At 72.8% G+C, this 26,091-nt stretch carries 19 protein-coding genes; 10 read left to right on the top strand and 9 right to left on the bottom strand.

Going from position 1 to position 26,091, the window contains the following annotated elements:
* The first annotated feature begins 33 nt into the window (after nucleotides 1–33).
* The 4 genes from ABD208_RS13800 to ABD208_RS13785 are packed head-to-tail and all read left to right on the top strand — an operon-like array spanning nucleotide 34 to nucleotide 3,192.
* Complete coding sequence (locus ABD208_RS13800; RefSeq protein WP_344103813.1) at nucleotides 34–1,011, top strand: metal ABC transporter substrate-binding protein; 978 nt, start codon at nucleotides 34–36, stop codon at nucleotides 1,009–1,011.
* A complete protein-coding gene (locus ABD208_RS13795; protein ID WP_425561113.1) occupies nucleotides 1,008–1,862 on the top strand; it encodes a metal ABC transporter ATP-binding protein in 855 nt (284 codons plus the stop codon). Before ABD208_RS13800 ends, ABD208_RS13795 begins: the two co-directional genes overlap by 4 nt.
* Nucleotides 1,863–1,885: 23 nt before the next feature.
* Nucleotides 1,886–2,800, top strand: coding sequence for a metal ABC transporter permease (locus tag ABD208_RS13790; protein WP_344104164.1), 915 nt, complete (start codon nucleotides 1,886–1,888; stop codon nucleotides 2,798–2,800).
* An 8-nt stretch (nucleotides 2,801–2,808) separates the two neighbouring features.
* On the top strand, nucleotides 2,809–3,192 hold the full coding sequence (locus ABD208_RS13785; RefSeq protein WP_344104162.1) for a Fur family transcriptional regulator: 384 nt from the start codon (nucleotides 2,809–2,811) through the stop codon (nucleotides 3,190–3,192).
* On the opposite strand, the gene ABD208_RS13780 is transcribed toward ABD208_RS13785, so the two are convergent.
* From ABD208_RS13780 to ABD208_RS13765, 4 genes are read right to left on the bottom strand one after another with little or no spacing between them, the layout of a single operon-like run.
* Nucleotides 3,184–4,191, bottom strand: a complete 1,008-nt coding sequence (locus ABD208_RS13780; protein ID WP_344103811.1) for a LacI family DNA-binding transcriptional regulator — start codon at nucleotides 4,189–4,191, stop codon at nucleotides 3,184–3,186. The genes ABD208_RS13785 and ABD208_RS13780 overlap by 9 nt on opposite strands.
* Complete coding sequence (locus ABD208_RS13775; protein ID WP_344103809.1) at nucleotides 4,188–5,090, bottom strand: carbohydrate ABC transporter permease; 903 nt, start codon at nucleotides 5,088–5,090, stop codon at nucleotides 4,188–4,190. The genes ABD208_RS13780 and ABD208_RS13775 overlap by 4 nt, the downstream gene beginning before the upstream one ends.
* A complete protein-coding gene (locus ABD208_RS13770) occupies nucleotides 5,087–6,154 on the bottom strand; it encodes a carbohydrate ABC transporter permease (protein WP_344103807.1) in 1,068 nt (355 codons plus the stop codon). The genes ABD208_RS13775 and ABD208_RS13770 overlap by 4 nt, the downstream gene beginning before the upstream one ends.
* A gap of 2 nt (nucleotides 6,155–6,156) precedes the next feature.
* On the bottom strand, nucleotides 6,157–7,473 hold the full coding sequence (locus tag ABD208_RS13765; RefSeq protein WP_344103805.1) for an ABC transporter substrate-binding protein: 1,317 nt from the start codon (nucleotides 7,471–7,473) through the stop codon (nucleotides 6,157–6,159).
* A gap of 263 nt (nucleotides 7,474–7,736) precedes the next feature.
* Here ABD208_RS13765 and ABD208_RS13760 point away from each other — a divergent pair, with 263 nt between their 5' ends.
* The 3 genes from ABD208_RS13760 to ABD208_RS13750 all read left to right on the top strand — a co-directional run bounded on the left by ABD208_RS13760 (nucleotide 7,737) and on the right by ABD208_RS13750 (nucleotide 13,814).
* Nucleotides 7,737–9,794, top strand: coding sequence for a beta-galactosidase (locus ABD208_RS13760; protein ID WP_344103803.1), 2,058 nt, complete (start codon nucleotides 7,737–7,739; stop codon nucleotides 9,792–9,794).
* A gap of 139 nt (nucleotides 9,795–9,933) precedes the next feature.
* Entirely contained in the window at nucleotides 9,934–11,568 is a 1,635-nt protein-coding gene (locus ABD208_RS13755; RefSeq protein WP_344103799.1) for a glycoside hydrolase family 53 protein, read from the top strand.
* Nucleotides 11,569–11,930: 362 nt separating this feature from the next.
* Nucleotides 11,931–13,814, top strand: a complete 1,884-nt coding sequence (locus ABD208_RS13750) for a serine/threonine-protein kinase (RefSeq protein WP_344103797.1) — start codon at nucleotides 11,931–11,933, stop codon at nucleotides 13,812–13,814.
* A gap of 143 nt (nucleotides 13,815–13,957) precedes the next feature.
* Here ABD208_RS13750 and amaB read toward each other — a convergent pair whose 3' ends face one another.
* Both amaB and hglS read right to left on the bottom strand, forming a co-directional pair.
* Nucleotides 13,958–15,583, bottom strand: coding sequence for an L-piperidine-6-carboxylate dehydrogenase (amaB, locus tag ABD208_RS13745; protein ID WP_344103795.1), 1,626 nt, complete (start codon nucleotides 15,581–15,583; stop codon nucleotides 13,958–13,960).
* A 192-nt stretch (nucleotides 15,584–15,775) separates the two neighbouring features.
* On the bottom strand, nucleotides 15,776–17,242 hold the full coding sequence (gene hglS / locus ABD208_RS13740; protein WP_344103793.1) for a 2-oxoadipate dioxygenase/decarboxylase: 1,467 nt from the start codon (nucleotides 17,240–17,242) through the stop codon (nucleotides 15,776–15,778).
* A gap of 267 nt (nucleotides 17,243–17,509) precedes the next feature.
* Here hglS and ABD208_RS13735 point away from each other — a divergent pair, with 267 nt between their 5' ends.
* A complete protein-coding gene (locus tag ABD208_RS13735; protein WP_344103791.1) occupies nucleotides 17,510–18,085 on the top strand; it encodes a hypothetical protein in 576 nt (191 codons plus the stop codon).
* On the opposite strand, the gene dusB is transcribed toward ABD208_RS13735, so the two are convergent.
* Complete coding sequence (gene dusB / locus ABD208_RS13730) at nucleotides 18,072–19,307, bottom strand: tRNA dihydrouridine synthase DusB (RefSeq protein ID WP_344103789.1); 1,236 nt, start codon at nucleotides 19,305–19,307, stop codon at nucleotides 18,072–18,074. The two genes, ABD208_RS13735 and dusB, sit on opposite strands and share 14 nt — an antisense overlap.
* 168 nt (nucleotides 19,308–19,475) lie before the next feature.
* Between dusB and ABD208_RS13725 the strand changes: the two genes are divergently transcribed.
* Both ABD208_RS13725 and ABD208_RS13720 read left to right on the top strand, forming a co-directional pair.
* Nucleotides 19,476–21,221, top strand: a complete 1,746-nt coding sequence (locus ABD208_RS13725) for a carbohydrate-binding module family 20 domain-containing protein (protein WP_344103786.1) — start codon at nucleotides 19,476–19,478, stop codon at nucleotides 21,219–21,221.
* A gap of 239 nt (nucleotides 21,222–21,460) precedes the next feature.
* Nucleotides 21,461–22,930 carry a hypothetical protein gene (locus ABD208_RS13720; RefSeq protein ID WP_344103784.1) on the top strand — a complete coding sequence of 490 codons (1,470 nt, stop codon included), beginning with the start codon at nucleotides 21,461–21,463 and terminating at the stop codon, nucleotides 22,928–22,930.
* 87 nt (nucleotides 22,931–23,017) lie between these two features.
* Here the strand turns inward: ABD208_RS13720 and ABD208_RS13715 are convergent, their stop codons facing one another.
* Complete coding sequence (locus tag ABD208_RS13715) at nucleotides 23,018–24,829, bottom strand: glycoside hydrolase family 13 protein (RefSeq protein WP_344103782.1); 1,812 nt, start codon at nucleotides 24,827–24,829, stop codon at nucleotides 23,018–23,020.
* Nucleotides 24,830–25,010: 181 nt separating this feature from the next.
* Nucleotides 25,011–26,081 (bottom strand): LacI family DNA-binding transcriptional regulator, encoded by a 1,071-nt coding sequence (locus ABD208_RS13710; RefSeq protein ID WP_344103778.1) that lies wholly within the window; start codon nucleotides 26,079–26,081, stop codon nucleotides 25,011–25,013.
* Nucleotides 26,082–26,091 lie beyond the last annotated feature (10 nt).

Raw genomic sequence — 26,091 nt, 5'->3', positions numbered from 1 at the left:
CTTGGGTTCTTCGCAGGCGTGAGAATCGTTCTCATGAATCGCCGACACCTCGCACTGCCCGCCCTCGCCTCGGCGGCCCTGATCGCCGCCGCCGGATGCACCGCGGCGGGCGGTCCGGGGCCGTCCGGGGCCGACGGCGTGTCGGTGCTCGCCTCGTTCTACCCGTTGCAGTACGTCGCGGAGCAGGTGGGCGGCGAGCACGTCCAGGTGGACAACCTGACCCCGCCGTCGGCCGACCCTCATGACCTCGAGCTCTCCCCGGCCCAGGCGCGCCGGATCGGCCAGGTCGACCTCGTCGTGTTCCAGTCCGGCCTGCAGCCCGCCGTCGACGAGGGCATCGAGGCGCGCGCGCCCGCGCACGTGGTCGACGCCGCCGGGTTCGCCGATCTGGCCGCGGCGGAGGCGGACGAGCACGCCGGCGAGGAACACGCCGGCGAGGAACACGCTGAAGACGAGCACGCCGGGGAGGAGCACGAGCACGGCGCCACCGACCCGCACTTCTGGCTCGACCCCAGCCGCCTGGCCGCCCTGGGCCAGGTCGTCGCCGACGAGCTGTCCGCCGTCGACCCCGAGCACGCCGACGACTACGCGGCCGGTGCCGCGAAGCTCGGCCGGGACCTGGAGGAACTGGACCAGGAGTTCGCCGACGGCCTCGCGACCTGTGCGGGTTCGACGGTCGTGACCAGCCACGCCGCCTTCGCCTACCTGGCGGACCGTTACTCGCTCGAACAGGTCGGCCTCACCTCGTTCGACCCGGAGGCCGAGCCGTCGCCGGCCCGCCTGCGCGAGGTCGCCGGGATCGCGCGCGAGAACGACGTGACCACCGTCTTCAGCGAGACGCTGGTCAGCCTCGAGGTCGCCGAGACCCTCGCCGGGGACCTGGGCCTGCGGACCGCCACGCTCGATCCCCTGGAGGGCCTGAGCGAGGAGCGCCTCGCCGAGGGCGCGGACTACCCGGGCGTCATGCGTGAGAACCTGGACGCACTGACGGAAGGCCTGGAGTGCGAGTGACCGAACCAGCAAGGACACGGCCCGGCGGCATCGGGACCGTTGTCACCGAGCCCGGCGCCGAGCCGGTGATCGACGTCGGGCGTCTCCATGTCCACGCGGGCGCGAGCCACATCCTGCGCGGGATCGACCTGACGATCCGCGCGGGGGAGACCGTCGCGCTGCTCGGCGCCAACGGCTCCGGCAAGTCGACGCTCGTCAAGGCGCTGGTGGGCACGGTGACTCCGTCGCAGGGCACCGTCGGCCTGCTGGGCGCGCGGCTCGGGACGGACCGGGTGCCCTGGGAGCGCGTGGGTTACGTGCCGCAGCGCGTCGGGGCGGGCGGCGGCGTGCCGTCGACGGCGGCCGAGGTCGTCGCGTCCGGCCTGCTCAACGGGCGCCGCTGGTGGCTGCCGCGCGGCTGGCGGGGGCGCGTGCGCGACGCGCTGGGCGAGGTCGGGCTCGCGGACCGAGCGGATTCCGCGATGCAGGTGCTGTCCGGCGGTCAGCAGCAGCGCGTCCTGATCGCGCGCGCCCTGGTCCGAGACCCGGACGTGCTCGTGCTCGACGAGCCGGTCGCGGGTGTCGACCGGCCCAGCCAGGAGGCGTTCGCCGCCACGGTGCGCCGGCTCGGCGAGCGCGGGGTGACGGTGCTCGTCGTCCTGCACGAGCTCGGGGAGCTCGCCGGTCTCGTCACGCGCGCGGTCGTGCTGCGGCACGGCGTCGTCGTGCACGACGGCGAACCGCCGCGGCCTCGCACCGAGCACGGCGCGGCGACCCATCATCACCAGCATCCGCACGACGACGCGACGCGCCGGCGGCCTGCGCTCACCCAGAACCCCGTCGCCGCCGACCCCGAGGAGGTGGCGCCGTGAACCCGCTCGCGGAACTCGGCTGGATGTTCACCGACCCGTTCATGCAGCGCGCCCTGCTGGCCGCGCTCCTGGTGGGCGCGTCGGCGCCCGTCGTCGGGACGTACCTGGTGCAGCGCCGGCTGTCGCTGCTCGGTGACGGGATCGGGCATGTGGCGCTGACCGGCGTCGCGCTCGGCTGGCTCATCGGGGCCGCCCTCGGCGTCGCCCCCGACACCCTGGCGGTGCCGGGTGCCGTGGTGGCCGCCGTCGCCGGGGCGCTGGCGATCGAGCTGGTGCGACGGCGCGGGCGGACCTCCGGCGATCTCGCGCTGGCCATCATGTTCTACGGGGGGATCGCCGGCGGCGTGCTGCTGATCGGCATCGCCGGAGGTTCCAACGGGAACCTCATGCAGTACCTGTTCGGGTCGATCTCCACGGTGTCCGACACGGACCTGGCGCTGACCGTGGTGCTGTCCGTCGTGGTGCTCGCCGTGGGGGTGGGGCTGCGGGCCGCGCTGTTCTCGGTGAGCCACGACGAGGACTTCGCCGTCGCCTCCGGGCTGCCGGTGTGGCTCCTGAACGCGGCGGTCGCGATCGTCGCGGCGCTCACGGTGACCGTCGCCATGCGGGTGGTGGGGCTGCTGCTGGTCAGCGCGCTGATGATCGTGCCGGTGGCCGTGGCCCAGCAGCTCACGCACTCGTTCGCGCGGACGATGACGACGGCGTCCGTGGTCGGCGTCGTCGTGTGCGTGACGGGCCTGACCATCACCTACTTCCAGGACGTGTCGCCGGGCGCGACCATCGTCGTCCTGGCTGTGGGGGTCTACGCTGTGGCTGCCGCCGTCCGCCCGCTCGTGGCGCGACGGCGTCCGGCCCAGGATCCCCATCCTGATCTGCCCGACGACGTCGAGCTGCCGCCCGCCGAGCGGAAGGCCGCCGACCAGGAGGTGTGCACGTGACCACTCGCATGACCAGGCAGCGGGCCGCTGTCGCCGAGGTGCTCGACGAGCAGGACGAGTTCCGCTCGGCGCAGCAGCTCCACGAGATGCTGCGGGCGCGCGGCGACTCGGTCGGGCTGGCGACGGTCTACCGCACGCTCCAGACCCTCGCGGAAACCCACGAGGTGGATCACCTGCGCAACGCCGACGGCGAGGTGCTGTACCGGCGGTGCGAGCGGGTGGAGCACCATCACCACCTGGTGTGCCGGTCCTGCCGCCGCACGATCGAGATCGACGGCCCGACGGTCGAGACGTGGGCCGCCAAGGTGGGCGCCTCGCACGACTTCACCGACATCGACCACACCATCGAGCTGTGGGGGACGTGCAAGGACTGCCGGTCGGCCTCAGGTTGAGTCGCGTTCCACCAGCGACGTCGGGAGCGTGATCCCCGCGGGCTCCTCGCCGTTGATCACCTCGTGGAGCAGCCGGACCATCTCCGAGCTGATGCGGGCGAACGGCTGGCGCATGGTGGTCAGGGCCGGGTGCATCGCGGCGGCGACGCCGGAGTCGTCGAACCCGCCCACGGCGACGTCGCCGGGCACGCTCCGGCCGGCGGCCTGCAGGGCGGCGAGGGCCCCGGCCGCCATGAGGTCGGAGGCGACGAACACCGCGTCGAGGTCGGGGCGCCGCTCCAGCAGCTCGGTCATGGCCAGGCGGCCGGACTCGCGGGTGTAGTCGCCGGTGGCGACCAGGGACTCGTCGAACCGCTCGCCCAGTGTCTGCCGGTATCCCTCGAGGCGCAGGGTGCCGCCCGGGGTGTCGAGCGGGCCCGTGATGGTCGCGATCCTGGTGCGTCCCCGGTCGAGCAGGTGGCGCGTCATCGTGACCGCCCCGGATCTGTCGTCCGCCGCGACGTACCCGACCCTGCCCTCGAACCCCAGGGGGACGCCGCACGCGACGACCGGGACGTCGTGGTCGATCAGGTCGGCGACGATCGGGTTGCCGCGGTGCGACGAGATGAGCAGAACCCCGTCCACGTGCCCGGCGGCGACGTACCGGGTGATCTGCCGCCGCTCGGCCGCGGTGCCCGCGACCATGAGCAGCAGCGGCATCTCCCGGCCGGACAGCTCCTCGGCGACCCCGCGCAGCAGCACGGAGAAGTTGGGGTCCTCGAACAGCAGGTGCTGCGGCTCGGTGAGCAGGAACGCGATCGAGTTCGACCGGGACGTGACCAGCGAGCGGGCGTGCTGGTTGGCCACGTACCCGACCTCCACGATCGCCCGCTCCACGGCGTGGTGGGCCTCGGGGGAGACCCACTTGCCGCCGTTGAGGACGCGCGACACGGTGCCGCGGGACACCCCCGCGGCGGCCGCGACGTCGCGGATAGTGGGTCTCTTGTTCGCGGTGCTCACGCCTTGACGGCCCCCGCGGCGAGGTCGACCTGCCAGAACCGCTGCAGGAGCAGGAACAGGGCGATCAGGGGCACGATCGACAGCAGCGCGCCGGTCACCACGAGGGTGTACATGGCGGGCTGCGATGCGCCCTGGTTGAGCAGTCCGGAGAGTCCCACGGTGAGCGGGAACAGTTTGTCGTCGCCGAGCATGATGTAGGGAAGCATAAAGTTGTTCCAGATGGCGACAAACTGGAAGAGGAAAACGGTCACCAGCCCGGGCGTCATCATGGGAGCCGCGATCTGCACGAACGTGCGCAGCTCCCCGGCGCCGTCGGTGCGCGCGGCCTCGACGACGTCGTCCGGTACGGCCGCGGCCGCGTAGATGCGGGCGAGGTAGATGCCGTACGGGCTGATGATGCTGGGCAGGAGCACGGACCAGTACGTGTTCGTCAGCTCCACCTGCGCCAGCAGGAGGTACTGCGGGATCGCGAGGACGACGCCCGGGACGAGCACCCCGGCGAGCAGGATGTCGAACACCACGCGCTTGCCGCGGAAGGAGTACTTCGCCAGGGCGTATCCGGCCAGCGCGGAGACGACGACGGACAGTGCCGCGCCTGCTCCGGCGTACAGGGCGGTGTTGAGCATCCAGCGCCAGAAGACCCCGTCCCGGTAGGCGGAGAGCTCGGCGATGTTGTCGGCCAGGTGGGCGGAGGGCACGAAGGTGAGGGTGGAGAACAGCTCGGCCGGGCTCTTCGTCGCCGCCAGGACGACCCAGACGACGGGCAGCAGGCAGTACAGGGCCCCGGCCAGCAGGATCGCGGTGGCCGCGGCACTGGGGCGGTCCCCCGCGGGGCGCCGCGGCGCGCGCGGGGGCGTGGCGGGGACGAGGGCGTCCGGGGTGGTGGTCACGGCGGTCATCGTTCCTCCGAGGCGAAGGCCCGGGACTGCACGAGGCGCAGGAACCCGAACGAGATCACGAACGTCGCCACCGCGATGATCACGGACGTCGCGGCGGCCGCGTACAGGTCGCCGCGCGTGAACGCGTCGCGGTACACCTTCATCAGGGGCGTCCAGGTGCTGGAGATGGCGTTCGACAGCGGTCGCAGCGTGGTGGGTTCGGCGAAGACCTGGAGCGTGGCGATCATCGAGAACACGAAGGTCATGATGATCGAGGGCGTCACGATCGGGATCTTGATCCGCCAGGCGATGCCGAGCTGGCCGGCGCCGTCGAGCTCGGCGGCCTCGTACAGCTCCTGCGGGATCGCCTTGAGCCCGGTGTAGATCACGACCATGTTGAAGCCGATCCCCGCCCAGATCGCGATGTTCGCGACGGCGAACATCACCAGGTCCGACTCGAACAGCGACGGCACGGACCAGCCGAACCGCTCGAAGATCCAGTAGAACGGACTGACCTCCGGCAGGTACAGGAAGCCCCAGAGCAGGGACGAGATCACGGCGGGCACGGCGTACGGCAGGAAGATCGCGATGCGGCTGAACCTGCGGGCGCGTGCCCGGCGGGCGTCGAGCAGCAGGGCGAACAGCAGCGCAGCGCCGAGCATGACGGGCACGACGATCAGTCCGTACAGCCCGACACGGCCGACCGAGGCGAGGAACTCGCTGTCGGCCAGCGCGGAGCCGTAGTTCTCCAGGCCCGCCCATACCTCCTGGCGGGAGCCCGCGCCGAGACCCAGGCCGCTGACCTTCTCGGTGCGGAAGCTGAGGTACACGGCGTACCCGATGGGCGCCGCGAGGAACGCGGCGAACAGGACGATCGCGGGGGACAGGAACAGCCAGGGGGCGGCGTGGCGGCGGGGGCCGGTGCGGCCGCGGCCGGGGGCTGCGCCACCGGTGCGGCCGCGGCCGGGGGCGGTGCCGCGTCGTGTGCTGGTGGCCGGCGGCAGTTCGAGCACGCCGGCCGGCGCCGGGCGGCGTGCCTCGGGGGCCCGCCGGCGCGGTGCGTCGGTTCGGGTGGGGTCCGTCATCGTCACTCCGCGACGCTGAATCCGGAGTTCACGAGGTCGTCCGTCGTGATCTGCTGGATCGCGGTGACCGCGTCGGTGAAGGCGCCGGCGTCCTTCGCCTTGGTCGCCTTGGCGAACTCGTCCTCGTAGGCGCTGTACGCCACGTTGATGTTCGGCCCGTAGACGAACGGCTGCGTGGTCCTGGCGGTCTGCGCGGCGATCTCGTAGAAGTCCTTCTGGTTCGAGAAGAACTCGGGCGGGGCGGACAGCGCGTCCTCGGAGCCGGGGATGTCCGCGGGGTACAGGCCGGACTCCTCCACCAGGGCCTTGACCGCCTCGGGGTCGGTGTTCAGCCACTCGATGAACTGCGCGGCCTGTGCCGGGTGCTCCGACTGGGTGGTGACCGCTGTCGCGGAGCCGCCCCAGGCGCCCGTCGCCTCGGTTCCCTCGTCCCACTGCGGCATCGGCGCCATCTCCCACTTCCCGGCGGTGTCGGGTGCGTTCCCCGCGAGCACGCCGGGCGCCCAGATCGCCGACAGCCAGCCCACCTGGGTGCCGTCGTTCAGGCCCTGGTTCCACTCCGGGGTGTACATCGGCTTGTTGTCGATGACGCCCTCCTCGACGAGTTCGCCCCAGTACTCGGCCACGCGCGTGACCTCCGGGCCGTCGACGTTCACCGACCAGGCCTCGCCCTCGATCCCGTACCAGGACGCGCCCGCCTGCTGGGTGAGGCCGGCGAACCAGCCGGGGTCGGCGGCGGAGAACGTGCCGAGGTACTTCTCCGGGTCCTTCTCGTGCAGTTCGCGGGCGACCTCGGCGTACTCGTCCCAGGTGGCGGGGACCTCGAGGCCGTGCTCCTCGAAGATGTCGGCGCGGTAGTAGAACTGCATCGGGCCCGAGTCCTGCGGCACGGCGTAGACCGCGTCGGTCCCGAGGGTGACCGCCGTCCAGACACCCTCGGCGAAGTGCCCGGCGGTGTCCTCGCCGAGTTCGCCGGAGATGTCCGCGAGCGCCTCGCTGGAGACGAGGTTCGGGATCGACTGGTACTCGGCCTGCATGACGTCGGGCGCGCCGGAGCCCGCCTCGATCGCGGTGAGCAGCTTCGTCACGGCGCCCTCGCCGCCGTCCTGCTTGTTCACGGTGACCTGGATGCCGGGGTTCTCGGCGTTCCAGGTGTCGACGACCTTCTCGATGCCGGGGGCCCACGTCCAGAACGTGAGCTCGACGGGGCCGGCCGGTTCGCCGGGCTGCTCGGCGGTGGAGCCGGAGCAACCGGCGGCGAGCAGAGCGGTGGCGGCGAAGACCGCACCGGTCCTCCTGGTGCCTGGGGTCAGGCGCATCTGTCCTCCTCGTCAAGGACCATCGCGCGGACGGGCTGGGGCCCGGCCGTTTCACGACAGCGTGAGTTCTTCCGTGTACGGCTGTGCACGGTCACAGTAGAGCCCGGGTCCGGCCGGCGCAAGGTGTCCACAGATTCCGGCGAGAGCTTGCGTTCCTGCCCGATCCTGGTGTGAACTGTGGGTCAGAACGACTGGGACCGTACACAGACCGAACGATCGTTCCGTCCCGGTGAGACCGCACGACGCTGTGTCGAGGAGAATCGATGCCCTGGAGTCACCCGCCCGTCGGGCCCGCCTACGACGGCTGGCTGCCCGGAACGGAAACCCTCTGCTACGGGGGCGACTACAACCCCGAGCAGTGGCCCGAGGAGGTCTGGGCCGAGGACGTCCGCCTGATGCGAGAAGCGGGCGTGAACCTCGTCAGCATCGGGATCTTCAGCTGGGCGCTGCTGGAACCGCGCGAGGGCGAGTTCGACTTCGGCTGGCTCGACCGCGTCATCGAGCTGCTCCACGCGAACGGGATCCGCGTCGACCTCGGCACCCCTACGGCCGCACCGCCCGCCTGGTTCTACGCCACCCATCCGGACACCCGCGTCGTCACCCGCGACGGCACCGTGATGGGCCCCGGCTCCCGGGGCATGGTCTCGCCGAGCGCGCCCGCCTACCGCCGCGCGGCCGTCCGGATCACCACCGAACTCGCCAGGCGCTACGGGCGGCACCCCGCTCTGGCGCTCTGGCACGTGCACAACGAGTACGGCGCCCCGGTCTCCGACGACTACTCCGTCCACGCCGAGCGCGCCTGGCGCCGGTGGCTGCGCGAGCGGTACGGCACGCTCGACGCGCTGAACGCCGCCTGGGGTACGGCCTTCTGGGGCCAGGTCTACGGCGAGTGGGACCATGTGCAGGTCCCGGCCGCCGCGCCGACGACGGTCAACCCGGCACAGCGGCTCGACTTCGCGCGCTTCACCGACACGCAGCTGCTGGCCTGCTTCACGGCCGAGCGCGATGCGATCCGCGAGCACTCCGACGTGCCGGTGACCACCAACTTCATGGCCGCCTCGTGCCCGTCCACCGACCTGTTCCGGTGGGCCCGCGAGGTGGACGTCGTCTCGAACGACCACTACCTGACGGCCGCCGACCCCCGCGCCGAGGTCGGCCTGGCGCTCGCTGCCGACCTCACCCGGTCGGTCGCCGGGGGCAAGCCGTGGCTGCTGCTGGAGCACTCGACCTCCGCCGTGAACTGGCAGCCCCGCAACGTGGCCAAGCGTCCCGGCGAGATGGCCCGCAACTCCTTCTCCCACCTGGGCCGCGGCGCCGACGCGATCATGTTCTTCCAGTGGCGCGCCTCCCGCTCGGGCGCGGAGAAGTTCCACTCGGCGATGCTGCCGCACGCCGGCACGTCCAGCCGGGTGTGGCGCGAGGTGATGGAGCTCGGCGCCGACCTCGGCAAGCTCGCCGAGCTCCGCGGCTCCCGGGTGCGCGCCGACGTCGCGCTCCTGTGGGACACCGAGTCGTTCTGGGCCCAGGACCTCGAATGGCGCCCCAGCGAGGCCGCCGGACACCGCGAGCGCGTCGACGCGTTCTACGACCGCCTCTGGCGCGACGGCCACACCGTCGACCTCGCGCGCCCGGAACACGACCTCAGCGGCTACAAGCTGGTCGTCGCGCCGGCGTCCTACCTGCTCACCGCCCAGGGCGCCGCGAACCTGACGCGGTACGTGGAAGCCGGCGGCACGCTCCTGGTCTCGTACTTCTCGGCGATCGTCGACGAGAACGACGCGGTCCACGAGGGCGGGTTCCTGGCCCCGCTGCGCGACGCGCTCGGCGTGACCGTCGAGGAGTTCCTGCCGCTGCGGGCCGGCGAGCGCCTGACCGTCAGGTACCAGGGCGCTCACGGACAGGACACTCCGGCGGACCTCACCGGGACGGTGTGGGCCGACGACCTGACGCCGGCGGGGGCCGAGACCGTCGGAACCTATGCCGGCGGGCCCAAGCCGGGCGGCGCGGCCGTCACCCGGCACCGGTACGGGGCAGGCACCGGCTGGTACGTCTCGACGAGCTTCGACGTCGAGACCCTCGCCACCGTGATGGCGGACGTGTACGCCGACGCCGGTCTGGCCCCGTCCGGCCTCCCGGAGGACCTGGAGGTGATCCGACGCCACGGTGACGGGGCCGGCTACGTGATCGCGATCAACCACGGCGCCGCCGACGCCAAGCTGCCGCTCGGCGGTTCGGCCACCGATCTGCTGGCCGGGGGCACGGTCGATCCGGGCGTGATCGTCCCGGCGGGGGCGGTGCGGGTGCTGCGCCAGGAGCGCTGACCGCGACACCAGCACCGACGGGCAGCACCACCGAAGTCGCATGACCGGACCCGGTACCGGCGGAACCTGGCGGGCCATCCGAACCCGCGAGATCCGCCGGTCCCGGTACGGACGAGAGACACGACGTCAAGGAGGACGTATGCGTAGGAGACGAGTACTGACATCACTGGCCGTGCTGGCCCTGGCCCTGCCCGCGGGCGCGGCTGCCGCGGTGACCGCCGAGCGCGCGCCCCGGGCCGAGGCCGTCGCGCGGAACGTGGTCGCCCTCACCAACCCCGGCTTCGAGAACGGGCTGGCGGGCTGGACGATCACCTCGCCCGCCGGCGGCGCCGCGGCCGCGAAGACGGAGGCGGGCGGCACGTCGTCCGCGAACCGGCTCACGCACTGGGCGGACCGCGAGTTCTCCGTGACCACGAGCCAGCGGGTCACGGTGCTGTCGGGCTGGTGGACCGCCGGCGCGATGGTGCGGGCGGGCGGCGGGCTCGGCGCGACGGACCTGTGGCTGTGGTGCGGCAACGGCCGCGCCGAGGCGGCGTCCACGGGGGTGCCGATGACGGAGGCGGACGACTCGTGGGTGCGCCTGTCGGTCTCGGCGTACTCGCCCGGTGGCACCTGCACGGTGTCCGTGGCGACCGACGGCCCCGCGGGTGCCTGGGTGAACGTCGACGACGTCGAACTGGTGCGCGGGCAGGCGACACGCGGGATCCGCGGCGGCGACCTGTCGGGCGTCGCGAAGAACGAGGACTTCGGCGCCGTCTACCGTGACGCGAACGGCACCGTGGCCGACCCGGTCGAACTGCTCGCGAGCAAGGGGATGAACCTGGCCCGGCTCAAGGTCTGGGTGGACCCGGCCGACGGGTACAACACGGCGACCCAGGTCGCTGCCATGGCCCGGCGCGCCGAGACGGCCGGGATGGCCGTCATGATCGACTTCCACTACTCGGACCGCTGGACCGATCCCGGCGCCCAGGGCACCCCGGCAGCCTGGGCGGACGCGGCCCCCGCGGAGATGGCCGGGCTGCTGGCGGATCACACCCGGGACGTCCTGACCGCCGTGCGCGACGCCGGGGTGAGTGTCGACTACGTGCAGATCGGCAACGAGATCAACCCGGGCATGATGTGGCCGCACGGCCAGACCTGGGACGTCGACCCGGACGACGGCGTCCCGGGGGCGCAGTGGGACAACCTGGCCCGGTTCCTCACGGCGGGCCACAACGCCTCCAAGGAGGTCTTCCCGCAGGCGAGGACGATCCTGCACCTGACCAACATCAACAACGGGATCGGCGGGCTGACCTGGTGGTTCGACGAGGTCACGGCACGCGACGTCCCGTTCGACCTCATCGGCCTCAGCTACTACGGCTACTGGCACGGTTCGCTGGGCGACCTGCAGCACGCGATCTCGACGCTGTCCGCCAGGTATCAGCGTGACGTCGTGGTGGTGGAGACCGCCTACCCGTTCACGCTGGCTGACGACGCCCCTGCCTGGGAGAACGTCGTCAACACGTCGGGCGAGCTGGTCGCCGGCTATCCCGCGACCCCGGCGGGACAGGCGGCGTGGTTCCGCGCGGTCCAGGACGTGACGGCGGCCGCACCCGGCGGCCGCGGCCTCGGCGTCGTCTGGTGGGAGCCCGCGTGGACCGCGGTCGCGGGCAACGGCTGGGACCCGGAGGACCCGTCCTCGGGCAACGCCTGGGAGAACCAGGCGATGTTCGGGTTCGACGACCGCCTGCTCCCGCAGGTCGCGGCGGAACTCGCCCCGGACCCGACCCGCTGAGCCCGGCGCGGAGTTCCGGGCGCCCGCCCGCCGCCGCGTGGCGGATGCGGCCGGAACTCCGCGCCGGAGCACCGCGCCGGAACTCCGCGCCGGAGCACCGCGCCGGAACTCCGCGCCGGAGCACCGCGCCGGAGCGTCCGCGGCGGAGCGTCCGCGGCGGAGCGTCCGCGACGCTTCGCCGCGACCTCGCGCGGATACTCCCGCGTAGAGGACTCCGTGTCCGGGACGCCACGCGACCCGGACAAACGCCCCGTGTGTCCGCACCCGGTTCGAACAGATCGGGTCAATTCCGATAGCCTCGGCCAGCGACCTGGGATCTCGCGACGTCCGCCCAGGGCACTCAACAGTTCGAGGAGTTCGTGGTGCTGTTCGATATCGCTGGGCGCGTGCCCCGGCCTCAGGTCCAGCCTCTGGTCGCGGGAGACCCGGTGGAACTCGGGGGGTACGAGATCCGGGGGCGGATCGGGAGCGGCGGCATGGGCGCCGTCTACCTCGGCGCGACCCGCAGCGGGCGTCTCCTCGCCGTCAAGGTGATCCACCCGGAGAGCACCGGCGACCAGGAGTTCCGGGCCAGGTTCCGGCGCGAGGTCTCCGCGGCGACCCGCGTGCGCAGCCGCCGGACGGCCGCGGTGATCGACTTCGACGTCGACGCCGCCGTGCCGTGGCTCGCCACGGAGTACATCGCGGGGCCGACGCTCGCCCAGGTCGTGGCCGCACACGGCGCGCTGCCCGACGACGCCGTCCGGGAGCTCGTCGCCGGGCTGGCCGAGGCGCTCGAGGCGGTCCATCGCGAGGGCCTCGTGCACCGGGACGTGAAGCCCGGCAACGTGATCCTCGGCCCCGACGGCCCGGTGCTGATCGACCTCGGCATCGTGGCCGAGTCCGAGGCGACCTCGCTCACGACGACCGGCCTGCAGCCCGGCACCCCGCAGTACATGTCGCCGGAACAGGCCCGCGGCGTGGCCGTGGGTCCCGCGTCGGACGTCTGGTCGCTCGGCGCGGTCGGGTACCTGGCGGCCACCGGCAGGGCGCCGTTCGGGACGGGCACCCTGGCGGCGCTGACCTATCGCATCGTGCACGACGAGCCCGCGCTCGCCCCGGTCCCGGACGCCCTGCGCGGGCTGATCCAGGCATGCCTGGCGAAGGATCCCGCCGCCCGCCCGGCGCCGCCGGCCCTGCTCCGGTCGGTGACCGGACCAGCCCCCGGCGCGGACCTTCCCCTCTACCGTGCGCCGGAGCCCACCGGAACGGGCACCCTCGACGACCCGACCCAGCTGAGAACGGGGACGGCGGTCGCCGACAGCGGTACGACGGTCCCGGACGGGAGGCCCGGCGGCACCGGCCTGTCCCGCTCCCGCCGGGGCCTGGTCGTCGTGCTCGCCGCGGCGGGCCTCGTGCTCGCCGCGGGAGGCGGAGCCGCCGCCTGGCACTTCTGGGGTGGGGGCGGGGAGCCGTCGCCCGTCGCGGAACGCTCGGCCGGCGCGACCGATGAGCCGAGCTCCGAGGCAGGCGACCGGGCCGGGGAGAAGAAGCCGGGCGACGAGCAGGGGAAGAAGAAGCAGTCCCCGAAACCGTCGTCGTCCCCGTCGCCGTCGTCGGTTCCCACGAGCAGCACGACGCCCGCCTCGAACACGACGCCGCTGCCCCGGGATCCGGGACAGGAACCCGCTGGTCCCAAGACCTTCGGTACCGGAACCGTCACGGTCGCCGGGGAGGTCAGGGTCGGGGCGACGCTGACCGCGCAACCGAGCGGCTGGAAGCCCGAACCCGCCTCACGGGAATGCCGGTGGACGGTCGGCGGCGCGGCGGGCGCCCTGGGCCCGTGCAGCTACGCCGTCACGATCGGCGACGTCGGGAAGGCGATCCAGGTCGAGCTGGCCGGCTCACGCGACGGCTACCAGCGGTCCTCCGTGCGCACCGTCGTGACCCAGAGTGTTCCCCAGCCGCAGGTGGCGCAGCCCCGCTGCTCGATCTACTGGACCGCGGGCAAGGTGTACAAGGGCTGGTTCGGGCACTGCGACGTCGAGCAGCTGGAGGGTGTCACCTACCGCTGGCAGTGGCGTGACGCCGCGACCGGGCAGATCGTCAGCAAGAACGACTACGAGACCGGACCGCGGGCGTGGATCCCGGGCACCCACGCCGGCAAGGACGTGATCTGCGTGGTGACCGCGACCCGCGAGGGCTGGCGGAGCAGCGAGTCCAAGGCCGCGGCGACCCTCCCTACGGAGTGGAGGGCCTCCGCCTGACCGGCCCGTCGCCGGCCGGCGAGCCCCGGCCGGCGAGCCCCGGCCGGCGAGCAACCGCCGGCGAGCGACCGCCGTCGGCCGGCCCCGACGAGGCGGTGGCTTCCCCGGAACCCCACCACCCCGCCGGGCGCCCCGCCTGACGCTCAGCCGAAGTTGACCCCCTGCGCCAGCGGCAGCTCCGTCGAGTAGTTGATCGTGTTCGTCGCGCGGCGCATGTACTGCTTCCACGCGTCGGACCCGGACTCGCGCCCGCCGCCGGTGGACTTCTCCCCGCCGAACGCCCCGCCGATCTCCGCGCCGGACGTCCCGATGTTGACGTTGGCGATCCCGCAGTCCGACCCGGCCTCGGACACGAACCGCTCCGCCTCCCGGGCGTCCAGCGTGAAGATCGCGCTGGACAGACCCTGTGGCACGGCGTTGTGGGTCGCGATCGCGTCGTCCAGGTCCTCGTAGGTCAGGACGTACAGGATCGGCGCGAAGGTCTCGCGCCGCACCACGGCGGTCTGGGCCGGCATCCGCACGATCGCCGGGGACACGTAGGCGGCGTCGGGCGCCCCGTCCACGGAGACCCGCTCACCACCGGCGAGCACCTCGCCGCCGTCGGCGCGCGCCTCCGCGAGCGACGCCGCCATCCGCTCGGCCGAGCCCGCCTCGATCAGCGGCCCCACGAGCGTGCCCTCGCCCCGCGGGTCGCCGATCGGCAGGCCCGCGTACGCCCGGACCAGCCGCGCCACGACGTCGTCCACGACCGACGCGTGCACGACCAGCCGGCGCAGGGTGGTGCAGCGCTGCCCGGCCGTCCCGGCCGCGGCGAAGACCACGCCGCGCGTCACCAGGTCGAGGTCGGCCGACGGCGCCACGATCGCCGCGTTGTTCCCGCCGAGCTCCAGCAGGTACCGCCCCATGCGCGCGGCCACGACGGGCGCGACCTGCGCACCCATCCGCTCCGACCCGGTCGCCGACAGCAGCGCGACCCGCGTGTCGGCCACGAGCGCCTCGCCGGCGTCGCGCTCGCCGAGCACGAGGCCCGAGATCCCGGGCGCGTACCCGGCCTCGGTCAGCGCCCGGGCCAGCAGCGCGTGCGCGCCGATCGCCGACAGCGGCGTCTTCTCGCTCGGCTTCCACACCACCGTGTCACCGCACACGAGCGCCACGGCCGTGTTCCACGCCCACACCGCGACGGGGAAGTTGAACGCGCTGATCACGCCGACCACCCCGAGCGGGTGCCACGTCTCCATCAGCCGGTGACCGGGCCGCTCGGACGGGATGGTGCGCCCGCCGATCGACCGCGACAGCCCGACCGCGTAGTCGCAGATGTCGATCATCTCCTGCACCTCGCCGAGGGCCTCGCTGGTGATCTTCCCGGCCTCGATCGTCACCAGCTCGGCGAGGTCCGCCTTGTGCTCGGCGAGCAGCTCGCCGAACCGCTTGACCACGTGCCCGCGGACGGGCGCGGGCACGGAGCGCCAGGCGGTGAAGGCGTCGGCGGCCTGCCCGACGGCGTCCCGGGTCGCCTCGTCGTCGTCCCGCCGCACGCCGAGGATGGTCTCGCCGCACAGCGGCGACACGACTCCGAGCCGAGCGGGCGGCACGGAGGCGGGAGCGGCGTCGTCGCCTGGTTCGTCCGGCCGCCGGCGGGCCGGGCCGGTCGTGTCGGCGAAGACCGTCGCGTCGGTCGCGGCGCCGAGGCGCCGCAGCGCGCCCAGCGCCGCGTCGCGCAGCTCCGCCGCGAGCGGGGAAAGGGTGGTCGCCGGGGTGGTGGCGGTCATGATCGTCCTCCGGGGTGTCGAGAAGTGCCTGTTCGAAGAATGCCGGGCCCGACGACGCCGGGCGAGCCGGGCTGCCGACCACGAGGTTCCGATGGTGACCACGAGCTTGGCGAGCATCGTCCGAGTGGGCTCTGCGGAAAGCTCGTGGTCGGCAACGAAACCTCGTGGGCCATGGTCCGGCCGGTGGTGTTGTCAGAGTGTTTGCGGGGCTACGCCTAGCGTTGCCGCCGCGGCCTCGCGGGACTCGTCGACCTGGCGCGCGTAGAGCTCGAACGGATCGGCGAGCTCGCGGCCGAGCGCTCCCTCCATCCAGTCCGCGTCGCGTTCGGCGCCCGCCTGCGCGGAATCCTTGGCCCCCTCGTCGGAGAGGTTCGACTGGAAGATCCCCGCGGCGGAACGAGGCAGGAAGTCCTCGTACACGACCGGCGCGCGCACCACCCGGGGAGCCCGGCCCGGCCGCGGGGAACCGTGGTCCGTCCCGGTCTCTGCGCCGGGAGCCGGCGTGCGGCCCGGGCCGGCGACTGGCCCGGGCCCGCTCGGAGGTGCGTCGTGGCTGTCGTCGTCCGCCAGCTCGTACGTGAAGAACCCCAGGCCTCGCGCGGCGAGCTCCGCCTCGGTGGCGGGGAACGTCCGTTCCCAGATCTCCCGCCCGATCCGCTGCCGCCCGGCCTCGTCCAGCCCGGCGGCGCGCTCGTCCAGTTCGGCGACGGCGGCGTCGTACGCGGAACGGCCGTCGCGCGTCAGCGCGATGCCCCGTGCCTCGACCTCGCCGAACCGGACGCGCAGGGCGTCCTCGACGATCTCACCGCCGGCCGTGCGGAACGTGCGCGGTTCGGCGAGCGCGCGGAACGACGTCTGGCGCAGGAGCACGTCCGGCCCGTCCCAGCGCGGCGGGCCCTGGACGGCGGGGATCATCGTGATCCCGCGGGCGGTCATGCGGGCGTAGAGGTCGTCGATGTCCAGGACGCGCGGGGTGAGGTGGTTGATGTGCGTGGAGGCGACGCCGCCGATGTCGGCGGCGACGGCCGAGACCGCCTCGAGCTCGCGGTACCAGGCCTGGTCGACAGGCTCCCGGGACAGCTCGAAGGCCTTCGTGGCGAGCAGCAGGAACGTGGCGGCGCCGGACGCGGGCAGGCCGCCCTCGGCCGCGGCGCGGTCGGCGAGCAGCAGGAGCTCCGGCGGGAACAGCACCCGCGCCGCGAGGAACTCGTCCAGGCGCCGCTCCTGGTCCGGGGTGAAGAACCGCCGGTCGCCCGGGACGAGCATCGAGGTGAACACGCGGAACGGGTTCCGGGCCAGCTCCGCGCGGTCCACCGGCCGGAACGCCGTGGAGATCACCGGGACGGACGACGACGACGCGTCGCGCAGATCGTAGAACCCCACCGGACGCATCCCCATCGCCCCGAAGACCCGCGCGACCTGCGAGATCTCGGCCGGGGTCCCGACCCGGATCGCGCCGTGCCGCTCGGCGGTCACGCGGTCGATCGAGCCGAGCCGTTCGGCGTCCGCCCCGTGAGCGGCGACGAAGTCGGCGTTGACCTCGCGACTCACCTCCAGCAGCGTGGTGTAGGCGGGCACCTCCTTCCCGTACATGTCCGAGAGGGCCCGGGCGAACGCGGCCCGCAACTCCCACGATCCAAGGAATTTCTCCTGGGACATGCCCCACCTTTCCCTAGGCGCTTGTGGCGCACGGTGATATCACCAGAATCTTTCCATGCCGAGAGGGGTGGCGTCGATGCCTGGTCGAGGGAGCGGGCAGGGAGCGCGATGGGGGCCCCAGGGGAGTGGCCGGGAGCGTTTCCGCAGGCCAGGATGGTATGACCGGTGTGGTGCGAGGATCACCCGGCGATGTTGCCTGGCTCCTGTCGATATATACCTGTGGATAAAGGTGCCGGTTGACGATGTTGATGCCGGAGGATTGAGGGTATGGACGCTGAATCACAGATGAGGCTGGCCGCGGAGCTCAAGGACCGGCTCGACGCCTACGTGGTGTCCTCCGGGTTCCGGGACCGGTTCATGGACGCGATGGAGTGGGCGCTCGGGGTGCTCGAGACGCCCGAGGACAGCCTGCCACGGTGCGGGCCGCCACGGTGCGGGCCGCCGGCGGCGCTCGACGAGCGGGCCCACGAGATCGCGGTCGACTCGCTGCTCTTCGACCGCCGGGGTCCCGGGCGCCGGACGCTCGCCGAGCGCTACATCGACTTCACCCGTTCCCTGACGATCGCGGAGCACCGGATCCTGGATCGCTGGCGGGACGGCGGGATCCTCGGCGCGTTCGAGGTCCTCACGTTCCCGGGACCCGGCAGGCGGGTCGCGGGGCGCAACCTGGCGGACGGCAGCGTGTACCGGCTGGTCCTGCGGGAGGCGATGCACCACAGGATCGCGGCCCGGATCCGGCCGGGCGCCCTGCTGACCGGGCGCGCGCTGCCGGTGGGGGACGAGTGGCTGCTCGTCGGGACCGGGAACCGGACGCCGGTGCTCGATGCGGTCAGCCGCCGCTGACGCTCAGCTCGGCCTCGCGCAGGCGGGCCTCGAACTCGGCGTTCAGCTCGCGGGAGTCGAGCCAGCCCTGGGGGAGGTGCGGCTTCTTCGGCCTGCCCGCACGGCCGCGCTGGCCCTCGGCGTCCTCGCCCGGGTAACCGAACGTGAGGTCCAGCCCGTCGAGGAGCTCGCGGAGCTCGGCGAGCGTCGAGACGCGGGCCAGGTTGTGGCGCGCCTCGCCGCCGGCCGGATAGCCCTTGAGGTACCAGCCCATGTGCTTGCGCAGGTCCCGCACGCCGCGCTGCTCGTCGCCGTCGTAGTAGTCGATCATCAGCTCGCCGTGCCGGTACACGACGTCGGCGACCTCGCGCAGCCCCGGGCGGATCCGCGCGTCCGAGCCGTTGAAGGCGGCGGCCAGATCGGCGAACAACCAGGGGCGGCCCTGGCAGCCCCGGCCCACCACGACGCCGTCGGCCCCGGTGCGGTGCACCATCTCCAGGGCGTCCTCGGCCGACCAGATGTCGCCGTTGCCGAGCACCGGCACGGTCCGGACCGTCTCCTTGAGCCGGGCGATCGCCTCCCAGTCCGCCACGCCCGAGTAGTGCTGCGCGGCCGTGCGCGCGTGCAGGGCGACGGCGGCGACGCCGAGGCCCTCCGCGATCTTCCCGGCCTCCAGGTACGTCAGGTGATCGTCGTCGATGCCCTTGCGCATCTTGATCGTGACCGGGATCCCGTGGGGCTCGGCGGCGCGGACGGCGGCCCTGATGATGTCGGTGAACAGCTGCCGCTTCCACGGCAGGGCGGCGCCGCCGCCCTTGCGCGTCACCTTGGGGACCGGGCAGCCGAAGTTGAGGTCGACGTGATCGGCGCGGTCCTCCTCGGCGATGAGCCTGACCGCGGCCCCCACGGTCGCCGGGTCGACGCCGTAGACCTGGGCCGAGCGCGGCTGCTCGTCCTCGCCGAACGTGACGATGCGCAGCGCGGCCTCGTTGCGTTCCACCAGCGCGCGGGAAGTGACCATCTCCGCGACGTACAGCCCCGGGTCGAAGCCGCCGCTGCGGCCCGCCTCGCGGCACAGCGTGCGGAAAGCGGTGTTCGTGACGCCCGCCATCGGCGCGAGCACCACGGGCGTACGCACCGTGATCGGCCCGATCCGCAGCGGGGGCAGCACAGGGGCCGGCGCCGCCGTGCCGGTGGGCGCGTGCGGTTCGGTGCGTTCGATCGTGGCGGTCACGGGGCCCATTCTCCCAAACCCTCGGCGGTCCTCGCTGTGATCTCCGTCCTGCCGGACGACTGTCCGGTGTGGTCTTCTCATTCGTGTCGCCCGGCTGTATCGTCTTGCAAGAGCGCTCGCAATTTCTTGCAAGAGTATTCAACCCCCCTAGCACGACCGAATCACCCAGGAGACGCAATGACGCGCCGAACACCGTTGTTCGCCCTGCTCACAGCCTTGGTCGCGGCTCTCGCGACCCTGATGACCGCCGGCCTCGTGTCCTTGACCACGTCGGACAGCGCCGCCGCCAGCACGCCGCCCCGCGACGGCAAGGACGTGATCCTCAACCTCTTCCAGTGGACGTGGACGTCCGTCGCCGCGGAGTGCACCAACACCATCGGGCCCGCGGGCTTCGCCTACGTGCAGGTCTCGCCCCCGAACGAGCACGTCACCGGTTCCCAGTGGTGGACCTCGTACCAGCCGGTGACCTACCGGATCGAGTCCAAGCTCGGCACGCGCGCCGAGTTCGCCGCGATGGTCACCGCCTGTCACGACGCGGGCGTCGGCGTCATCGCGGACGCCGTCGTCAACCACACGGCCGCCGGTTCCGGCTCCGGCGTGGCGGGCAGCAGCTACGGCCAGGACTCGTTCCCCGGGATCTACGGCGCCGCCGACTTCAACGACTGCAGGACCGACATCACCGACTACGGCGACCGCTGGCAGGTGCAGAACTGCCGCCTGGTGAGCCTGCAGGACCTGCGCACCGGGTCGAGCTACGTGCGCGGCAGGCTCGCGGACTACTTCGACGACCTGAGGTCACTGGGCGTCGACGGTTTCCGGATCGACGCCGCCAAGCACATCCCGGCCACCGACCTCGCGGCGATCAAGGCCGAGACCTCGGGCTCCTACTGGGTGCACGAGGTCATCGGGGCCGCCGGAGAGCCCATCCAGCCGTCCGAGTACACGGGCAGCGGCGACGTGCACGAGTTCAGCTACGCCCGGCAGCTCAAGAGCGACTTCGACGGCCAGATCAAGAACCTGCGCTACATCGGCGACGGCAAGCTGCCCTCGGGCAGCGCCGGCGTGTTCGTGGACAACCACGACACCGAGCGCAACGGCGAGACCATGAACTACAAGTGGGGCGCCAAGTACCTGCTCGCCAACACGTTCATGCTGTCCTGGCCGTACGGCTCGCCGACGGTCTACTCCGGCTACGAGTTCACGGACAAGGACGCCGGGGTCCCGGGCTCGACGAACACCACCGTGCCCGACGCCAGCTGTGACGGTGCGTTCACCTGCACCCAGCGGCTGACCGAGATCAAGGGCATGGTCGGCTTCCGCAACGAGGTGACCGGCACGCCGGTCACCAACTGGTGGGACGACGGCGCCAACCACATCTCCTACGGCCGCGGCAGCGAGGGCCACGTCGCGATCAACAACACGGGGTCGTCCGTCACGAGGACCTACCAGACCTCGCTCCCGGAAGGCACGTACTGCGACGTGGTCGCCTCCGGCGACTGCTCGAGGAAGCTCACCGTGAACGGCTCCGGACAGCTGACCGCCACGCTCCCGGCCTACGGCGCGCTCGCCGTGCACATCGGTGCGACGGGCAGCGGCGGTCCGACGCCGTCGTCGTCGCCCACCCCGACGGCGTCCGCCGACGTCTCGGTCGCGGTGACCGCCACGACCACCTGGGGCCAGAACGTGTACCTCGTGGGCAACCGGCCGGAGCTCGGCAACTGGACCCCGGCGAACGGCGTCGCGCTGTCGGCGGCGTCGTACCCGGTCTGGAAGGGCACCGTCGACCTGCCCGCGGGAACCTCGTTCGAGTACAAGTACGTGAAGATCGACGGCAACGGCACGGTGATCTGGGAGAGCGGCGCCAATCGCACGGCGACGGTCGGCTCCGGCGGAGCGCTGACGCTGAACGACACATGGAGATAACTCCCCATCCGGCCGGGCCCGAGGCCCGCTGAGTTCGGTACCCGAACGCACGACGCGCCGGGCATCCTCGCCGATGCCCGGCGCGTCGTGCGCCGTCGGCGTCCGGGATGACGAGCGGCTGACCGGCCGGTGAACTCGACCATGTCTGGTTCAAAAGGATTTTCGTGGTGTTCCAGACTTCATCTCGGTACGTTGCGCGCGCAGTGGCGGCGAGCGGCGACGACGGAGGTGAGAGCACGATGCCAGGTTCCACGGCCGCGCAGCTCTGGGGTCAGGACATCGAGCAGGTCCGGGACCTCGCGCGCACGTTCCGGGAGCACTCCCGGCAGCTCGACGCCGCGCGGGAGACCATCGGGCACGCGGTCCTCGGCTTCGAGGGGTACGGGCCCGACGTCGACGTGCTGCGCGAGATCTGGTCGGGCGACCTCGCGCCGGCCATGGCGCGGATCGCCGCGGCGCTGCACGAGGCGGGCGACGTCGCCGAGCGGAACGCGGGCGCGCAGGAGGAGACCTCGGCGGACGACGGCCGAGAGGGCACGGCGGTGTCGGGCGACGGGGGCGGCGGCGGCAACGGCGGCGGAACCGCTGCCGCGCTCTTCCCCGGCGGCCCGGCCGGCGACTTCGCCGGGTCAACAGGCCGGCCGGGCGACCACGCGCCGGACCTCGCCGGGTGGCACTCCGGCCCGGGTTCCGTCGTCGCCGACAGCTGGGACAACCTCCTGGACGCGGGCGGTCAGCTCTGGGACGCCACCGGCGGCTCGATCCTGGAGGGCCGCTGGCCACGCACCACCGAGATCGTCGCGTCCGGCGCGCTGTTCGGCGGGGCGCTGGCCGACACCGCCCTGACCACGGGCACCGGCGGGCGCGTCGACCTCGACCTGTTCGACGACGGCGAGCCGGTGGCCGGCGAACCGGTCGCCGTCGACCTCGACCGGGAGGGCCACTACCCGCGCGACCTCGAGGACCTGGTGTCCGCCGTCGAGGACACCTCCGGCCCGGAGGTCCGCGTCACCACGATCGAGACGGCCCGGGGGCCGCGCGTCGTCGTGAGCGTCCCCGGGACGCAGGAGTGGAACCCGTCCACCGGCGGCAACCCCGCCGATCTCACCGGCAACCTCGTCACGGCGGGCGGCGGGACCTCCACGATGACGGGGTCGGTCGAGCTCGCGATGCGGAACGCGGCGATCCCGCCGGGCGCCGAGGTGATGCTGGTCGGCCACTCCCAGGGCGGCATGACGGTCGCCGACCTGGTCTCGGACCCGGGCTTCGTGTCCGCCCACCACGTGACCCACGCGATGGTCTACGGATCGCCGGTCGACTCGGAGCGCCTCGACGCCCGCGTGCACGTCCTGGAGCTCGCCCACCGCAACGACCTCGTGCCGCGCCTGGACCTCGGCGACGCGCCGGCCCTGCCCGGCCCGGTCCCCGGCGTCGTCCTCCCCGGCCCGCCCGGCGGCCACGAGCAGGCGGGCCCCTCGCACACCGAGGTCACGTTCGGCGACAGCCCCGGCGGCCTCCTCGACATCGGCGCGAACCACGGTTCCGCCGGGTACCGCGAGGCGCTCGCGGCCGGCACCGATCCGGGCCTGCTCGCCTACGAGCAGCGGTTGCGCGACGCGGGCTTCCTCGGCAGCGGCCACGACGCGTCGAACACGACGGCCGTGGACGTCTCGATCGGCAGACGGCAGGCGGACCACGCCCCGGCGTGACGGTCGCGGGCACATACGACGGCCTGGCCGCCCCCGCGGGACGCGGGGACGGCCAGGAGCGTGCTCAGGGCGAGGGCGGCGAGCAGGTCAGGCGCGGAGCCAGACCGTCGTGTCGGACGGCACCGCGATGCCACTCGCGTCGCCCGCCACCGGCGCCGACGAGATCAGCACCTCGGCACCCTCGGGCAGCACGACCGGCGTCGTGCCCAGGTTGCTCAGGACGACGACGCCGGCCACCCGCAGCGCGATGACGTCGGCGGCCCCGGCGTACCCCGTCACCCACGACAGCCCGCCACGGCCCAGGCCCTCCGCGCGGCGCAGCTCCAGCGCGTTCCGGTACATCTCGAACGTCGAGCCGGCCACGCCGTACTGCTGGTCCGCCGCCAGGGCGCGGTAGGCCTCCGGCTGCGGCAGCCAGGTCTCGCCCGACGCGCCGAAGCCGAGGCCCGGGGCGTCCGCCTCCCAGGGCAGGGGGATGCGGCAGCCGTCCCGGCCGGCCTCCTTGCCCTTCGTCCGGAAGAACGCGGGGTCCTGGCGCACCTCGTCGGGCAGCGTGGTGTGGTCGGGCAGGCCGAGCTCCTCGCCCTGGTAGACGTAGGCGGAACCGGGAAGCCCCAGCATGAGCAGCGACGCGGCGCGGGCGCGGCGCAGGCCGAGCGTGGCGTCGGGCTGGGGATCCTCCGGTCCGATCCCGTTCAGCGGGCCGTCCGCCACCTCGTCCAGCCCGAGGCGGGAGGCGTGGCGCACCACGTCGTGGTTGGACAGCACCCAGGTGGTCGGCGCGCCGACCGCGTCCATCGTCTCCAGCGACTCGGCGACGACGCGGCGGATCGCCGCCGCGTCCCACTGGGTGGTGAGGAACGCGAAGTTGAACGCCTGCTGCATCTCGTCGTCGCGCACGTACCGGGCCAGGCGCGACATCGGGCTGACCCAGGCCTCGGCGACCAGGCAGCGCTCGTCGTCGTACTCGGCGAGCACCTTGTGCCAGGCGCGGTAGATCTCGTGCACGCCCTCCTGGTCGAACATCGGGCCCTCGTTCGAGCCGCCGGACTCCGCCTCCGCGGCGTCCGCCGCGGTGTTGCTCACAGGGGTGCCGTCCGACGACGTCGCCCCGGCCCGTCCCGGCTGACCGGCGTCGGCGCCCTCGACCATGGCGACCTTGCCGGCCCAGTCCGGCAGGCCCGGCTCCTTGACCATGCCGTGCGCGACGTCCACGCGGAAGCCGTCCACGCCGCGGTCCAGCCAGAAGCGGAGAACGTTCTCGAACTCGGCGCGGACCTCCTCGTTCTCCCAGTTCAGGTCCGGCTGGGAGGAGTCGAACAGGTGCAGGTACCACTGCGGGCCCGCCGGGCCGTCGTGGCCGGCCGGGGCCAGCCGCGTCCAGGCCGGGCCGCCGAAGATGGACTGCCAGTTGTTCGGCGGCTCGCTGCCGTCGGCGCCCTTGCCGTCGCGGAACATGTACCGCTCGCGTGCGGCCGAACCCGGAGCCGCTGCCAGCGCCTCCGCGAACCAGACGTGCTGGTCCGAGGTGTGGTTCGGGACGAGGTCGACGATCACGCGCAGGCCCAGCTCGTGGGCGCGGGAGCGCATCGCGTCGAAGTCGGCGAGCGTGCCGAACAGCGGATCGATCTGGCGGTAGTCGGCGACGTCGTACCCGGCGTCCTTCTGGGGCGACCGGTAGAACGGGCTGAGCCAGACCGCGTCGACGCCGAGCTGCGCCAGGTGCCCGAGCCGCGCGGTGACGCCGGGCAGGTCGCCCATGCCGTCGCCGTTGCCGTCCGCGAAGGAGCGCGGGTAGACCTGGTAGATGACGGCGTCGCGCCACCACTCGGAGCCGGTCGCGGCGGCATGGATCGATTCGCCTGCCGTCAGCGGCACGGCGGATTCGGTGCGAGTCATCGGTGATTCGTCCTCGAGGTCTCGGGGGGAACGGGCCCGGCGCCGTGCCGGGGGACGGCGCCGCTGCAACATTGTTGCAATCTTTGCAGACAGCGTACAGCCGATCAGGGCTACCGAGGTAGCGCGTCGGCCGGGCCGGATATCACCCGCTGCGGCAGCGTTCCGGCGCCGCGGCGGGCCGTCACCGGGGGTTCGGCGCGGCCCCGGTCGAGCCGCGGACCACCAGTTCCGGGGTGAACAGCAGCTCGGTGCGCGGGGCGCGCTCGCCGTGGATCTCGCTGAGCAGGGCCGAGACCGCGGCGCGGGCCATCTCGGTGACCGGCTGGCGCACGGTGGTCAGCGGCGGATCGGTGAAGGCCACCAGCGGCGAGTCGTCGTAACCCACCACCGACACGTCGCCGGGCACGGACAGGCCCTGCTGCCGGGCGGCGCGGATCGCGCCGAGCGCCATGAGGTCGCTCCCGGTGACGACGCCGGTGTGGCCGCCGGCGAACAGCTCGCTCGCCGCCGCCTGCCCGCCCTCCAGCGTGTACAGCGTGCCGACGATGTGCTTGGCCTTGACCTCCTCGGCGCTCGAGGCGAGCTCGTGCGCGACCAGTTCCGCGCAGAACGCGTCGATCTTGCGCCGCGCCGGCACGAAGCGGTCCGGGCCGATGGCGAGCCCGATCCTGCGGTGCCCCAGCGAGACCAGGTGGCGTACCGACAGCTCGATGCTGGCGGCGTCGTCGGGCGAGACGAACGGGGCGTCGATGCCCTCGGCGAAGCCGTTGACGAAGACGATCGGCAGGCCGCGACCGCGCAGGCGCTGGTAGCGCTCACGGGAGGCGCGCATGTCGGCGTGCTTGCCGGAGGCGAACACGATCCCGTCGACGGCGTGGTCGATGAGGGTCTCGATGTACTCGTCCTCCGTGGTACCGCCCGGCGACTGGGTGCACAGCAGCGGCGTGTAACCCTGTTCGGACAGTTGCGACTCGATCGCCTGCGCGAACGCGGGGAACACCGGGTTCGACAGCTCGGGGACGATGAGTCCCACCAGGCCCGCGGGGCGCGACCGCAGCGCCGCGGGCCGCTCGTAGCCGAGCACGTCGAGGGCGGTCAGGACGGCCTGGCGGGTCTCCCCGGCGACACCGGGCTTCCCGTTCAGCACGCGGGAGACCGTCGCCGTGGACACGCCCGCCTGGGCTGCGAGGTCGGAGAGTCGGGTGCGCACGAAAGGCAGCCTAGATGAGGCCGGGCGTGTCGTCGTCTTCATCCCGTCACCG

The organism is Myceligenerans crystallogenes (assembly GCF_039529775.1).
Classification (GTDB): Bacteria; Actinomycetota; Actinomycetes; order Actinomycetales; family Cellulomonadaceae; genus Myceligenerans; species Myceligenerans crystallogenes.
The sequence above is the reverse complement of the archived record's forward strand: the minus strand, read 5'-3'. Positions and strand labels throughout refer to the sequence as shown.

Excerpts from the sequence above, each read along its gene's own strand:
- ABD208_RS13720 (WP_344103784.1), top strand. The coding sequence starts at position 21,461 with ATGCCAGGTTCCACGGCCGCGCAGCTCTGGGGTCAGGACATCGAGCAG.
- dusB (WP_344103789.1), bottom strand. The coding sequence starts at position 19,307 with ATGGGCCCCGTGACCGCCACGATCGAACGCACCGAACCGCACGCGCCC.
- ABD208_RS13775 (WP_344103809.1), bottom strand. The coding sequence starts at position 5,090 with ATGACCGCCGTGACCACCACCCCGGACGCCCTCGTCCCCGCCACGCCC.
- ABD208_RS13790 (WP_344104164.1), top strand. The coding sequence starts at position 1,886 with ATGTTCACCGACCCGTTCATGCAGCGCGCCCTGCTGGCCGCGCTCCTG.
- ABD208_RS13770 (WP_344103807.1), bottom strand. The coding sequence starts at position 6,154 with ATGACGGACCCCACCCGAACCGACGCACCGCGCCGGCGGGCCCCCGAG.
- hglS (WP_344103793.1), bottom strand. The coding sequence starts at position 17,242 with ATGTCCCAGGAGAAATTCCTTGGATCGTGGGAGTTGCGGGCCGCGTTC.
- ABD208_RS13765 (WP_344103805.1), bottom strand. The coding sequence starts at position 7,473 with ATGCGCCTGACCCCAGGCACCAGGAGGACCGGTGCGGTCTTCGCCGCC.
- ABD208_RS13760 (WP_344103803.1), top strand. The coding sequence starts at position 7,737 with ATGCCCTGGAGTCACCCGCCCGTCGGGCCCGCCTACGACGGCTGGCTG.
- amaB (WP_344103795.1), bottom strand. The coding sequence starts at position 15,583 with ATGACCGCCACCACCCCGGCGACCACCCTTTCCCCGCTCGCGGCGGAG.
- ABD208_RS13800 (WP_344103813.1), top strand. The coding sequence starts at position 34 with ATGAATCGCCGACACCTCGCACTGCCCGCCCTCGCCTCGGCGGCCCTG.
- ABD208_RS13785 (WP_344104162.1), top strand. The coding sequence starts at position 2,809 with ATGACCAGGCAGCGGGCCGCTGTCGCCGAGGTGCTCGACGAGCAGGAC.
- ABD208_RS13735 (WP_344103791.1), top strand. The coding sequence starts at position 17,510 with ATGGACGCTGAATCACAGATGAGGCTGGCCGCGGAGCTCAAGGACCGG.
- ABD208_RS13710 (WP_344103778.1), bottom strand. The coding sequence starts at position 26,081 with ATGAAGACGACGACACGCCCGGCCTCATCTAGGCTGCCTTTCGTGCGC.
- ABD208_RS13715 (WP_344103782.1), bottom strand. The coding sequence starts at position 24,829 with ATGACTCGCACCGAATCCGCCGTGCCGCTGACGGCAGGCGAATCGATC.
- ABD208_RS13755 (WP_344103799.1), top strand. The coding sequence starts at position 9,934 with ATGCGTAGGAGACGAGTACTGACATCACTGGCCGTGCTGGCCCTGGCC.
- ABD208_RS13725 (WP_344103786.1), top strand. The coding sequence starts at position 19,476 with ATGACGCGCCGAACACCGTTGTTCGCCCTGCTCACAGCCTTGGTCGCG.